The organism is Paraburkholderia sp. MM6662-R1, from assembly GCF_050436245.1.
In the GTDB taxonomy this organism is placed as follows: Bacteria; Pseudomonadota; Gammaproteobacteria; order Burkholderiales; family Burkholderiaceae; genus Paraburkholderia; species Paraburkholderia tuberum.
The window spans coordinates 2,527,243-2,540,153 of the sequence record NZ_JBNDLV010000001.1; the positions used below are offsets into that span (position 1 = coordinate 2,527,243).

The 12,911-nt window shown below is 64.7% G+C and carries 13 protein-coding genes and 1 pseudogene; 7 read left to right on the forward strand and 7 right to left on the reverse strand.

Translation table 11 applies throughout. The features are described 5' to 3' along the window. Window positions 1-12: 12 nt before the first annotated feature. Window positions 13-1,182, forward strand: a complete 1,170-nt coding sequence (locus tag OKW39_RS11890) for a tyrosine-type recombinase/integrase (protein ID WP_429562742.1) — start codon at window positions 13-15, stop codon at window positions 1,180-1,182. A 266-nt stretch (window positions 1,183-1,448) separates the two neighbouring features. Next, complete coding sequence (locus OKW39_RS11895; protein WP_167368611.1) at window positions 1,449-1,610, forward strand: hypothetical protein; 162 nt, start codon at window positions 1,449-1,451, stop codon at window positions 1,608-1,610. 99 nt (window positions 1,611-1,709) lie between these two features. Here OKW39_RS11895 and OKW39_RS11900 read toward each other — a convergent pair whose 3' ends face one another. Further along, a complete protein-coding gene (locus tag OKW39_RS11900) occupies window positions 1,710-2,039 on the reverse strand; it encodes an ecotin precursor (protein ID WP_090802296.1) in 330 nt (109 codons plus the stop codon). A 284-nt stretch (window positions 2,040-2,323) separates the two neighbouring features. On the opposite strand from OKW39_RS11900, the gene OKW39_RS11905 reads away from it, so the two are divergent. Beyond that, window positions 2,324-3,439 carry a diguanylate cyclase gene (locus OKW39_RS11905; RefSeq protein WP_429562743.1) on the forward strand — a complete coding sequence of 372 codons (1,116 nt, stop codon included), beginning with the start codon at window positions 2,324-2,326 and terminating at the stop codon, window positions 3,437-3,439. Window positions 3,440-3,468: 29 nt separating this feature from the next. Here the strand turns inward: OKW39_RS11905 and OKW39_RS11910 are convergent, their stop codons facing one another. Further along, complete coding sequence (locus tag OKW39_RS11910; protein WP_429562744.1) at window positions 3,469-4,308, reverse strand: SDR family NAD(P)-dependent oxidoreductase; 840 nt, start codon at window positions 4,306-4,308, stop codon at window positions 3,469-3,471. 175 nt (window positions 4,309-4,483) lie between these two features. Between OKW39_RS11910 and OKW39_RS11915 the strand changes: the two genes are divergently transcribed. Both OKW39_RS11915 and OKW39_RS11920 read left to right on the forward strand, forming a co-directional pair. Further along, complete coding sequence (locus OKW39_RS11915) at window positions 4,484-5,419, forward strand: GlxA family transcriptional regulator (RefSeq protein WP_429562745.1); 936 nt, start codon at window positions 4,484-4,486, stop codon at window positions 5,417-5,419. A gap of 102 nt (window positions 5,420-5,521) precedes the next feature. Continuing rightward, a complete protein-coding gene (locus tag OKW39_RS11920) occupies window positions 5,522-5,947 on the forward strand; it encodes an HIT family protein (RefSeq protein ID WP_090805510.1) in 426 nt (141 codons plus the stop codon). Window positions 5,948-6,151: 204 nt separating this feature from the next. Here the strand turns inward: OKW39_RS11920 and OKW39_RS11925 are convergent. Further along, window positions 6,152-6,332 (reverse strand): annotated as a pseudogene (locus OKW39_RS11925) (hypothetical protein). On the opposite strand from OKW39_RS11925, the gene OKW39_RS11930 reads away from it, so the two are divergent. After that, complete coding sequence (locus OKW39_RS11930) at window positions 6,277-6,654, forward strand: hypothetical protein (protein ID WP_429563516.1); 378 nt, start codon at window positions 6,277-6,279, stop codon at window positions 6,652-6,654. The pseudogene OKW39_RS11925 and the gene OKW39_RS11930 overlap by 56 nt on opposite strands. Before the next feature lie 299 nt (window positions 6,655-6,953). Next, complete coding sequence (gene sap1 / locus OKW39_RS11935) at window positions 6,954-7,292, forward strand: surface attachment protein Sap1 (RefSeq protein ID WP_018418921.1); 339 nt, start codon at window positions 6,954-6,956, stop codon at window positions 7,290-7,292. A gap of 251 nt (window positions 7,293-7,543) precedes the next feature. Here sap1 and araH read toward each other — a convergent pair whose 3' ends face one another. From araH to OKW39_RS11955, 4 genes are all read right to left on the reverse strand, one after another. Continuing rightward, on the reverse strand, window positions 7,544-8,548 hold the full coding sequence (araH, locus tag OKW39_RS11940; RefSeq protein WP_429562746.1) for an L-arabinose ABC transporter permease AraH: 1,005 nt from the start codon (window positions 8,546-8,548) through the stop codon (window positions 7,544-7,546). A gap of 74 nt (window positions 8,549-8,622) precedes the next feature. Then, complete coding sequence (gene araG, locus OKW39_RS11945; RefSeq protein ID WP_429362634.1) at window positions 8,623-10,182, reverse strand: L-arabinose ABC transporter ATP-binding protein AraG; 1,560 nt, start codon at window positions 10,180-10,182, stop codon at window positions 8,623-8,625. A 92-nt stretch (window positions 10,183-10,274) separates the two neighbouring features. Continuing rightward, complete coding sequence (locus tag OKW39_RS11950) at window positions 10,275-11,279, reverse strand: arabinose ABC transporter substrate-binding protein (protein WP_429562747.1); 1,005 nt, start codon at window positions 11,277-11,279, stop codon at window positions 10,275-10,277. A gap of 151 nt (window positions 11,280-11,430) precedes the next feature. Further along, window positions 11,431-12,888 (reverse strand): aldehyde dehydrogenase family protein, encoded by a 1,458-nt coding sequence (locus OKW39_RS11955; RefSeq protein WP_429562748.1) that lies wholly within the window; start codon window positions 12,886-12,888, stop codon window positions 11,431-11,433. Window positions 12,889-12,911 lie beyond the last annotated feature (23 nt).

A 12,911-nucleotide genomic window follows, 5' to 3' on the forward strand; every position in this document is an offset into this window, starting at 1 on the left:
CGTCCCCAAAGCATGCCCCGCCTCGCCACCCCGCTCACCGAATCCGAGATCCGCGCGCTCGAACCGCGCGCGACCCGCTACTGCGTCGCCGACGGCAACGGCCTCGTGATCGAGGTCATGACGACCGGCACCAAGGTCTGGCGCTTCCGCTATACGTTGAACGGCAAGCGTCAGCCGCTCGCGACCATCGGCGATTACCGGATGATTTCGCTGCGCGTCGCGCGCGCGAAGGCGCAGAGGTACGCGGCGCTCGTCGCGCAGGGCATCTCGCCGGTCGCCACCGCGCGGCGCGATCGCGGTGCCGAGAGCAAGGCCGACGTGCTGCGCGAAGCGGCCGAGCTTTATCTCGCGACGGCGCTGGCCGGCAAGTCGGATGAATATCGCCGCACCACGCGGCGTGCGCTCGACAAGGACGTGCTGCCCGCGATCGGCAACAAGCCGATCGGCGCGGTCACCGCTGACGACGTCGTCGCGATCTGCGAGCGCATCAAAAGCCGCGGCTCGCCGAAAATGGCGCTGCACACGCGCAACGTCGTGAAGCGCCTGTACGCATATCTGATCGCGCGCCAGCTCGCGACCAGCAATCCCGCGGAAGTCGTACCGGCGCGCTCGATCGCGACCTTCGACAGCCGCACCCGCGTGCTGTCCGGCGCCGAGATCGGTGTCATGCTGCGCACGATCGACACATCCAATATCCGCCGTCCGCTGAAGCTCGCGCTGCATCTGCTGGTGCTGACGATGGCACGCAAAGCGGACCTCGTCGAATCGACATGGGCCGAGTTCGATCTCGACGACGCGCTGTGGACGATCCCCGCCGCGCGCCTGAACGCGCGCGAGGACCGCGTCGTCCGTCTGCCGCGTCAGGCGGTTGCGCTGCTGCGCGAGCTGCAGCGCGGGCGCACCAGCGAGACGTTCGTGTTCCCGAGCGTCAGGGGCGACGATCGGCCGATCGCGAAAAGCACGCTGAACCAGGCAGTCAAGGCATTGGGGCTCGACGTGGAGCATTTCGTGCTGCATGACTTTCGTCGCACCGCGTCGTCGCATCTGCGCGACATGGAACAGCAAACAGCTGCGGGGGGCGACATCGCGAAGCGTGAAGCAACCGACGAAGCGGCGTGGCAGGGTCGCATGCTTCAGAGTTGGGCGGACTTTGTCGATAGCCAGATGGAAGTCGCGCGGTAGACGGCGAACGGGACGGCTTGACGGCATTGTCATGGGTTTTGGCGCCATGTGACGCTTGCCGTCAGGCCGGTAACAGGATGGTACACAGGCTAATGGGACCTCGCCCAGACGCTAAGCAAATAAAGGAAAAACCATCAAAAAAACAGGTTTCCAAAGCGGGCGCAAATGCGCCTTTTTTCGCTTCTCTGGACCGTTTGAATCGTCGTTCTTTCCCCGCTTCCTTCGCCTACACTGAGAGATGGATGCAAGCCGATACGGAGGTTCCGATGCCTGAATCAATGCTCGCTTATCTGATGGGGCCCGCCGTCATGCTGGTGGTCGGCCTTGCCATCTGGATGATGTCGCGTCACCGCGACCCGTCCAGGCCGCCCAAGCTCGAGCGCTGGCTCGACACGCATTACGCGGAGTGGCTGCATCACAAGCATTAAGCCGTGCCTCAAATGGAAAAAGGCCGTCGCATTGGGCGACGGCCTTTTTGTCTGCGCGTTGTTCGGCTGAATCATCCGCGCATCAGAGCCTTGCCGCGCTCACCACTGCGGCTCGGGTTGCGGTTGCGCATAGCCGTACTGTCCGGGCGGCGGTGCGCCGCACGCGACATAGGCGCGCTGATACTGGTCGTAGCAATATCCGGGCGGCGGTGCCACGTAAGCCGGCGCGGGCTGGTACGCGGGCTCGGCATAGACCGGCTGCGGATACGCGACCACCGGCGCCGGCGTCAACGCCGAGGTGACCACCGCGCCCAGCACCGCGCCGCCAATCAGCGCACCCACCACATCACCGCCGTGTCCGTGCGCGGACGCCTGGCCCGCCACCGTCAAACTACCCGCCATTACCAACGCCACTGCGATCTTTTTCATATTGAGCTCCCGCCGTTCAGGCATGGACGAATTGTCGCCGGCGCGCGCGGAAATAGATGCTGCAGTTGGTAACCAGAGATTTACTCTGTAACAGGTGCATAACGTTGGACGCGTTAACCCACGCAGGGCATTGCGCTGCTTTTCATCCAGGCATCGGGGGAAGATCGCCGCGCTGGCCTTGATGCGGGCGCCGACTATTATCTGACCAAGGGCAGTGGTCAACGAGCGTCTCGCCTCCCCGAAAGCTGACGTGCCCTCCCTGAACTTCATCCTGGCCGAACCACATGGATACTTCTAAACCGCCCCAGAATGCCGCAACGCTGCATCCCGCAGACGACGGGAGCCCGCAGGCGCACGCGCTCGTCGATGAGGATGCGCCCAATCTCGCCAGCGACGACGCGCTCGCGCGCATCCTCGCCGCCCCGCCGGCGGCCGAGTGCCCGATCATGGTGCTGCTGGTCGGCGACCAGGCGGTCATCGCCGAGGGGGTGCGCGAGGCGCTCGCCGACGAGCCGGGCATCGACTTTCGCAACTGCGCGTCATGGGAAGACGCGGTGCGCTGCGCCGAGGAAACGCGCGCGACGGTGATCCTGCAAGATCTCGTGATGCCGGGCACCGACGGTCTGACGCTGGTGCGGCAATACCGGCTGAATGCCGCCACTCGCGACATCCCGATCGTCGTGCTGTCGACCAACGAAGAGCCGCTCGTCAAAAGCGCGGCGTTCGCGGCCGGTTCGAGCGACTACCTCGTGAAGCTGCCCGACCGCATCGAGCTGATAGCGCGCATCCGCTATCACTCGCGCTCGTATCTACACCTGCTGCAACGCGACGAGGCGTACCGCGCGCTGCGGCAATCTCAGCGGCAACTGCTGGCGACGAATCTGGAGTTGCAGCGGCTCACGCATTCGGACGGTCTGACCGGCCTGTCGAACCGCCGCTACCTCGACCAGTATCTGGCGGCCGAATGGCACCGCGGCACCCGCGACAAGACCCGCCTCGGCCTCCTGATGATCGACGTCGATCACTTCAAGGCCTACAACGACACCTATGGGCACGTCGCCGGCGACGAAGTGCTGAAGAGCGTCGCGCATACGATCGAAGCGTGCCTCGGCCATTCACTGGATCTCGCCGCGCGCTTCGGCGGCGAGGAGTTCGCGGTGGTCGTGCCGGACACGTCGGCGGGCGGCTTGCGCCTGCTCGCGGAGAAAATCCGCATCGCGGTCGAAGACCGCGCGATCACCCATGCGGGCTCGGCAGAGGGCGTCGTCACGATCAGCATCGGCGCGGCGATGGTGGTGCCGTCGGCCGCCGAACCGGTCACGACGCTGATCGAGGCCGCCGGCGTCGGCCTGTATCGCGCGAAACACGACGGCAAGAATCAGGTGGCCGTGAGCGGCTGAGTCTGGCGTCGCCCTCCTCAACCTTCGGCTTACGCGGCCACGGCGCGCGTATAGCGCTCGGCCGGCGCGCTGCGCGACAGATTCGGCTGCAGATGCAAACGCGCGCTGTTCAGACGCTCCCAGTCGGCGGCATCGGGCAACGACGGGATCGTCACCAGTTCGCCCTGATCGAGACCGGCAAGCGCCGCGTCGACCATGTCCTCGGCGCTCATCACGATCTGCGAAGGCAGGTTCTCGACCGCGAGACCCGCGCGATCCCAGAACGCGGTGCTCGTCGCGCCCGGCAGCACCGCTTGCAGCCGCACGCCCTTGCCGCCCACCTCGTGATGCAGCGACTGCGTGAGATTCAACACGTAGGCCTTGGTGCCGCTATAGGTGCCGTTCAACAATTCCGGCGCCAGCGCGACGATCGACGAGATATTGATCACCGTACCGGCGCCGCGCGCGATGAAGCCCGGCAACACCGCCGCCGTCAGGCGCGTGAGCGAGATCACGTTCAGCTCGATCATCTGCTCGAGTTCATCGATGTCGGAGTCGACCAGCGTCGCGGTCGCGCCGACGCCCGCGTTGTTGATCAGCATCGTGATGCCTGGCTCAGCGCGCAACTGGTTCTCGATGCGGCGCACGTCGGCCTTGTTGGTCAGATCGGCGCTGACGGTGCTCACGCGGCGGCCGGTTTCCTTCGTCAGCCGGTCGGCGAGGCTGCTCAGGCGTGCGCCGTCGCGCGCGATCAGCAGCAGGTCGTAGCCGCGTCGCGCGAGCCGGTCCGCGTAGACCGCGCCGATACCCGACGATGCGCCCGTGACCACCGCCGTACCCTTGCCTTCGTTCGAATTGCCTTGTGCGCCCTTGTTTGCCTGCGTTGCCATTGAAGCTCTCCTTGCGGGCTGCGCATGATGCGGCCGCCCTGTCCGGTGAATGGGAACATCCGTGAACTCGCCGCCTGGCGGCTTTTGCGCTAATACGGCGGGGTTGACGAGCTGAGTTTAGGCGCGTACTGTTTTGTCTCAAATGTCATATTTCCCTCGTTTCCGGACATCGTAAATGAAACGCATCGGCGTGGCGGTCTTTCCGGGCTTTCAGATCCTCGACATGGTCGCGGTATCGATTTTCGAACTCGCCAATCAGGACACCGGCGAGCCCGCGTACGACGTCGCGGTGATCTCCGAGCACGGCGGCATGGTGCGCAGCTCGGCGGGCGTCGAGGTCGCGACGCGCCCGTTCGGCGATCCCGCCTACGACACGGTGATCGTCACCGGCGCGATGGAGATCGCGCCGTCGTCGCCGGGGCTGCTCGCGTTTCTGAACGACGCCCTCGCCGCCTCGCGCCGCACCGCGAGCATCTGCACCGGCGCGTTCGTGCTCGCCGAAGCCGGCATCCTCGACGGCCGCCACGCGACTACGCACTGGGCGCATGCGCGCGATTTGCAACGGCGCTTTCCGCGCGCGCGGGTCGACGAGGACCGCATCTTCATCGTCGACGGCTCGGTGTGGACGTCGGCCGGCATGACCGCGTGTATCGATCTGTGCCTCGCGCTCGTCGAGAACGACCTCGGCATCGCGGTTTCGCGCGCGATCGCGAAGAAGCTCGTGGTCTATCACCGGCGCACCGGCGGGCAATCGCAGTACTCCGCGATGCTCGATCTCGAACCGAAATCCGATCGGATCCAGAACGCGCTGTCGTATGCGAAGAGCCATCTGCGCGAGCCGCTGAGCGTCGAGCAGCTCGCCGACGTCGCGCATCTGAGCCCGCGCCAGTTCAGCCGCGCGTTTCGCGACGAGACGCGCCAGTCGCCGGCCCGCGCGATCGAGGCGCTGCGTGTCGAGGCGGCTCGCACGATGCTCGAAACCGGCCGTCATTCGATCGAAACCGTCGCAGCCGACACTGGCTTCATCGACCCCGAGCGGATGCGGCGCGCGTTTTTGCGCGCGTTCGGCCAGCCACCTCAAGCGATCCGGCGTGCCGCACGCGTGGCGTAAGCGTTCGGGTAGAGAATAGGAAACCCGCGGTGCGAAGCTACGCAAAAAAAAGTATCCCGCTCGACCCGTGAATCGAACCCAGCCCAAATGAAAGGAAACGCGATGAGCTACAACGACAGCAACCCGTTCGCCAAAATCTTGCGCGGCGAACTACCGTGCATCAAGGTGGCCGAAAACGACCAGGCGCTGGCTTTCATGGACTTGATGCCGCAGGCCGACGGCCATCTGCTCGTCGTGCCGAAGGAAGCGGTCGCGGAAATTTTCGATCTATCGGATGCGGCGCTCGTCGCGTCGACGCGCATGGCGCAAAAGCTCGCGATCGCGGTGCGCGCGGCACTGCGTCCTGACGGCGTGTTCATCGGCCAGTTCAACGGCGCGGCGGCGGGACAGACAGTGCCGCACGTCCATTTCCACGTGATTCCGCGCTGGGAAGGCCAACCGCTGAAGCTGCATGCGCGCGAGGTCGCCGATCCGGACACGCTCGAAGCGCTCGCCAAACGGATTCGCGCGCACTGGCGCGCCCATTGAAGCGCGACGCGAGGGCTGCCGACGCAACGTCGCGCCCCGCATTACGGTCACGCCCGGTAACAACTGTAAAAGCCGTTGAAACCACCGATTGGCGCGTCGCGACTAGACTGCTATTGCCTTGTGTTCAAGGCATTGAGTGTGGATCTCTTTTTTCAGCCTGCCCCTGTGGCAGGCTTTTTTTCTTTAGGGATCCGCTTCGCAATCTCAGAGCCGCTCGCGCGAACGGCGTAGCGGATGCCGCCAGTCGATGCGTCGGCGACGCGCTCGCAACGGCCGTCCGTCGTGCAGGTCTCGATGCTCCTGCCACAGTTCGTCGGAAAACAAGAAACATGACGATCAGCAGCGGAACGACCAGAAAAATCCCGAGTATGACGTGCTCGTTCACGATAGCCTCCGTGTGCAGGAGATTCGTTTTCATTGTAGAGCACCGCCTGTACCCGCATACCGGCTCGACGAAGATCCACCTGGATTCAGGCCGCACGCGAAGGGTACATCGCACTGCGATCGCGCCCTCCTCGCCTGTCCACGCGGCTTTGCGCCGCGCGGCTTTTTTTCATGCGTTTTCGGCAATGGCGCGTTGCAAGCGTTTCATCAAGGCCCTGAGAGACGGCTGGCACTGTTTATTTTCTGCACTTGCCTCGTTATTGCGCATCGCCGCTTTTGCCTGTGGAATGACTTTGTGTGCAATGCACAAACCCATTGATTAAATTGTATTAAATCGCTTAATTGACGCTACGCGTTTACGTGAATGCGCGCGCAAAGCTTTACCAGCTAAGGCGTGTTCGAGAGTGGATTTTTAGTTATTCATTTCATTGCCATTCGGTCGGGCGTGTGCTCAAGCTTTAATCAGCTTCGACAGCAGGTGCGACAATTCGCCACTGTTGCGATCGCACACAAGATGTGCTTGTCGTTCTCATCGGTTCTCCTAAAGTGCAAGATGCGGGTCCACCGTTAAAGTTAAATACATAGCTAACCGAGATGTTTTCGGCCCGCCCCGGAGGAACGAATGAAAACTCGAATTGCCGTTGTTTTCGCCATCGCGGGTTTGGCTGCCGCTAGCGTTCAGGCGCAAGACGTCGTGATCAAGCCGCAGCAAACGATCCAGTTCAAGGCCAATGCCTATGGCTGCGTATCGAAGGACAAGCTCGATGCCGCCGATCACCACGCGCAAGCCGGTGAACAGCAGCAGATGCAGGAATTCTTCTCCGGATATCAATGCGTGTCGACTCCGACCGACTCGAGTTTCCGCGTGGTGCGCGTGGTCGGCCACGACGTCGAGTTCGTGAATTCAGCCAATAGCGATACCGAGGGACTCTGGGCGAACGACCGATTCATCAAGCAATAAGTACACACCGGCATTCCGGCAAAAGCCGGAATACGGTCGCATGCGTATCCGCTGCGGCTTTAAAAGTCGTAGGCGTAAACGCGTGAGCTAAAAGAGACGGCTTGGGCATTCCGATGCCAAGCCGTTTTTTATTGCTTTTGATACTTGCCAGGCTTCACCTGCAATAAAAAAGCCGATGCGGGTTTTATCGACCCGCATCGGTAGTACGCCTTCTCGCAAAGCGCAGGAAACCGGCCACGAGCAACGGCGCGTCAGTGCACGCGCTTGCTGCGGCGGTACTGGTCGAACAGAACCGCGAGCAGCAGGATGCCGCCGCGAATCAGATACTGATAGAACGTCGGTACGTTCAGCAGGCTCATGGCGTCCTGTACCGAGCCCATGATCAGCACGCCGACCAGCACGCCGGAGATCGTCGCGACACCGCCCGTCAGCGATACACCACCCAGCACGCACGCGGAAATCACGCCGAGCTCGAGCCCGACCGACGTCTTCGGATCGCCGAGGCTCATTCGCGACGCGAGCATCACGCCCGCGAAGCCGGTCACGAGGCCTTGCAGCACGAACACGGTGATCTTGATCCGCGTGACGGGCAGCCCCGCGAGCACAGCCGCTTCGCTATTGCCGCCGACGGCCAGCACGTTCTTGCCGAACACGGTCTTTTTCAGCAGGAAGCCGAACAGAACGAAGCCGACGATGTTGCTCCAGATCGGATAAGAAATGCCGAGGAACGAGCCGCCGCCGAGCTCGAAGAAGCGCTCTTCGGAGATCATCACCGCGTCGCCGTTCGACGTGATGTATGCGAGGCCGCGCACGACCTCCATCATCGCGAGCGTGACGATCAGCGAGTTGATCTTGTAGCGCGCGACCAGCGTGCCGTTGACGAGCCCGACCGCGCCGCCCGCGAGCACGCCGGCCGTGATGCCGACTAGCACGCTGTGCGTCGCGGTGATCAGCACGGAAGCCACCACGCCCGAAAACGCGACGATCGACGCCACCGACAGGTCCACCTCGCCGAGCGCGAGCACGAACATCATCGTGACGGAGATCGAGCCGATCAGCGTGACCGACAGCAGCAGGCCCTGGATATTGCGCGTGCTCAGAAAGTCTGGGACCGTGAACGACAGCACCGCGAACAGGATGACGAACACCATCACGATGCCGGATTTGTTGATCAGGTCCCAGGTGCGCGCGGCGCGCGCGGTCAAGCCCACGGAGGCGACGGCGGGGGTCGAGGAATCGGTGGAAGGTGTATTCATGATGTCTGTTCCATTCAATGCCGTTTTCGTTGCGGTATGCGGTAAGAGGTCTGGTGGCGCGATCCGTTGGGCGATCAGCGCGGCAATGCCAGCTTGATCAGCGCATCCGGCGTGGCCTGCGCCTTCGGCAGATCGCCGACGATGCGGCCTTCCTTCATCACGATCACGCGATCGGTCACGCCGATCACCTCGGCGAGATCGCTCGACACGACGATGACCGTGCGGCCCGCCTCGGCGAGCCCATACAGCAACCCATAGATCTCGCTGCGCGCCCCGACGTCGATGCCGCGCGTCGGCTCGTCCATCAGGAACACGTCGATCTCTTCGGCGAGCCAGCGCGACAGGATCACCTTCTGCTGATTGCCGCCGGACAGCGTGCCGATCGGCGTGTCGCCGTTGCGCGTCTTGATCGCGAGCTTGCCGATGAATTCACGCGTGGTCTGCGCTTCCTTGCGGCCGTTGAGCACGTTGAAGCGGCTGAAGTGGCGGCGGCAGCTGATGTTCAGGTTGTCCGACACCGACGCGATCGACACGATGCCTTCCTGCTTGCGATCCTCGGGACACAGCGCGACGCCGGCGCGCACCGCGTCGCGCGGCGTGGCGAACTGCACGCGCTTGCCCTTCAGCGCGACCTCGCCGGCGCTCGGCTTGAGCGCGCCGTAGATCAGCTTCATCAGCTCGGAGCGGCCCGCGCCGACGAGCCCGAAGAAGCCGACGATCTCGCCCTTGCGCGCCGAAAACGATGCCGGTTCGCGCAGGCCCGGTCCCAACAGGCCCTCGACCTGAAGCTGCACGTCGCCGTGCTCGCGCGCGCGATAGCCGTACACATCGGTGATCGAGCGCCCCACCATGCAGCGGATCAGCCGATCGCGGTCGAGTCCCGCGCCGGCCTCGAAGGTGTCGATGCGGCGGCCGTCGCGAAACACGGTGACGCGATCGCACAGTTCGTAGACTTCATCCATCCGGTGCGTGACGTAGATGATCGCGTGGCCTTCGGCCTTCAGCGCGCGGATGATGCGGAACAGTTGCGTGGTTTCGCGCGACGACAGCGAGCTGGTCGGTTCGTCGAACGCGATCACGCGCGCGTCGCGCATCAGCGCCTTGCCGATTTCGATCATCTGCCGCTGACCGATCGACAGATGCTTGACCTGCTGCGACGGATCGAGCTTTTCGCCGAGCCGTTCGAGCTCGCGCATCGCACGCGCGACCAAAGCCTTTTCGTCCAGTACGCCGAAGCGATTCGGCAGGGCGCCGAGCATCAGATTCTCGGCGACCGTCAGCTCCGGCACCAGATGCAGTTCCTGATAGATGATCGCGATGCCCGCGGCGATCGCCGCCTTGGTCGTCGCGAACTGCTGCTCGACGCCGTCGAGCGACAACGTGCCCGAGACAGGATGATTGACGCCGGACAGCACCTTCAGCAGCGTCGATTTGCCGGCGCCGTTTTCGCCCATCAGGCCGTGCACCTCGCCGCGGCGCACTTCGAGCGAGACCTGGTCGAGCGCGAGCACGCCCGGAAAGCGCACGGTGATGCCGTCGAGCCGGAGATAGGGGGCGTCGGATGCGGGCGTCGATGCAGGCGAGGGCGTGCGCACCGCCTCGCCGGCATGAGACCCGGTGAATAAGGACGTCATCGAAAAACCTCGAACGGATGAAAGCTGAGCGGGCCGCGCTCGCGCTAAACGCGAGGCACGAGGCGGCCCGCCGTCTGCTGCGAGAACCTCGCTTAAATACCCAGTTCCTTGCGCACGTCCTGCCAGTTGCCGCGCACCATCAGCTTGCCGGTGGTTTGCGTGTCGGCGGGCGGCTGCTTGCCGTCCTTGATCCACTCGATAAGGTTCTCGGTGCTTTCCTTGCCGTGGTTCGTCGAGCTGACCGCGATCGTGCCGTAGAAGCCCGTCGGTTCCTTCTTCTGGAACTCGGCGAACGCCTCGCCCGCGCCGTTGATGCCGACGCCGATCACGTCCGCGGCCGGAATATGCAGCTGTTCGGTCGCGCGCACGCCGCCGAGCACGCTTTCCTCGTTGAGCGCGAAGATCACCCACTTCTTGATGTTCGGATGCTGCGCGAGCACCGGCGACACCGCGTTGAAGCCGCCTTCGTCGTCGGTGGTTTTCTGCGGCGCGTCGAAGACGTTTTCCTTCTTGAAGCCGCCGGCGAGCAGCGACTGCGTCGCGCCGTCGGTGCGCAGCTTCGCGGTCGGCAGCTCATAGTCCGTGATACGCAGCGCGCCGACTTCCTCAGGCTTCCAGCCGCGGCGCTTCATTTCGTCGGTGATCGCCTGGCCCACCTGGTTGCCGATCTTGAAGGCCGACATGCCGAGGTGCGGCACGTTCCCCAGCGGCTTGCCGGTCGAATCGACCAGCTGGTCGTCGACGGTCACGAACTTCATGTTGTAGCGCTTCGCGCGCGCCTGAATCGCCGGTCCGAGGCGCACGTCGGGCGCGCAGATCACGAAGCCTTTCGCGCCTTGCGCGCCGAGGTTGTCGATCGCGGCCAGCACCTTTTCGCCGTCGGGCGTGCCGATGTTGACGACCGAGAAGCCGTCCTTCTTACCGAGCGCGGTCGCGGCTTTCTGTTCGTTGATGAACCACGCCTGTTCGGGCATCTTCACGAGGAAGCCGACTTTGAGCGGCTCATCCGCGTGGGCGGACAGTTGTGCGGCGAACGGGGCGGCGAGGGCGGCGGCGGCCATCGCGGTCAGGGTCAAACGGCGAAGCTTGCTGGTCATCTACTGTCTCCTGAGGGTGAAAAGCTGCATTGATGTCGTGTAGTCGCAGCGGGGTAACGCGGGCGGCGTCAGCCGTCGCGCGAATCGGGGCGGATCTGCGCGCGGCACGCCGGGCGGTTCGCGCAAGTCGCGGTGAAAACGGTGGCGCGGCTCATTGCTGGTAGCTCGCCAGGTACGCCGTTTTCGCGGCGGTCCAGAACGCGGCATCGCTCGCGCCATAGGCCGACGCCTTGCGCCCGCCGCCGGGTCCGTGATGCTCGACGGCCGTGGTCGGCAGATTGATCGTGACGAGACCGCTCTGCACGTGGCGGCGAAAATGCCGCGCGCGTTCGAGCGAGCGCGTGCAGATGCCGGCGCACAGTCCGTAGGCGGTGTCGTTCGCGAGATGTAGCGCGTGTTCGTAATCGTCCGCGCGCAGCACGACCGCGAGCGGCCCGAAAATCTCTTCACGCGCGATGCGATGCTCCGATTCGCCGATAAACAGCGCCGGCTCGAAAAAATAGCCGCGCGTCGCGCGCTCCAGTCGCCGCCCGCCGCGCAGCAACTGCGCGCCTTCCTGCTCGCCGACGCGCACGTAGTCGAGATTGCGTTCGAGCTGCGCGACGTTCGCCACCGGGCCGATATCGGTGCCGTGCTTCAACGCGTGATCGACGGTGAGTTTCGCGAGCTTTGCCTGCAACGCGTCGACGAACGGCGCGAACACCGCGCGTTCGACGATCAGCCGCGCGGCAGCCGTGCTGCGCTGGCCTGTCGCGCTGAAGGCACCGGTGAGCGCCGCGTCGACCGCGCCGTCGAGATCGGCGTCGGCCAGCACGACGAACGGATTCTTGCCGCCCATCTCGAGCTGCACGCGCGCCTGGCGCGTCGCGGCGGCCTGCAGCACGCGCGTGCCGGTATCGGACGAACCGGTGAAGCTGATCGCCGCGACGAGCGGATGTGCGACGATGCGCGCACCGACCTTGCGTCCGCTGCCCATCACGAGGTTGAACACGCCGGCCGGCAAGCCCGCGCGACTGACGATCGACGCGAGCGCCGCCGCGCAGGCCGGCGCCGATTCGGCCGGCTTGTAGACGACGCAGTTGCCGTGCGCGAGCGCGGCGCCGATCTTCGCCGCGGCGATCGCGAGCGGCGCGCTCCACGGCGCGATGATGCCGACCACCCCGAGCGGCTCGCGCGTCACGTCGATTTCGACGCCGGCACGCGCCGACGCGAGCGGCTCGACGAACGCGCGCAGCGCCTCGGCCGCGAACAGCTTGAACAGTTGCCCTGCGCGCGTCGCTTCGGCGAGCGCCTCGGGCAGCACCTTGCCGAAGCGACGCGCGAGCAGCCGGGCCAACTCCTCGCGGCGCGCGAGCATTTCGCTGCCGATCGCGTCGAGCGCGTCGGCGCGGCGCTGTGCGGAGGCGAGCGACCAGTCGCGAAACGCCGCGTGCGCAGCCTCGATCGCGCTGTCGGTCTGCCGCACGTCCGCGCGCACGTATTCGCCGACCGGCTCGTCGAGATCCGACGGATTGAGCGACACGCCCGTGGTCGCGCCAGTCTCCCATCCGCCATTGATGTAATGGCGAAACGGGCTGGCAACGAGGGGGACGAGCGGATCGCGGTTCATCGGCGAAAAAAAGCGCACCGTAA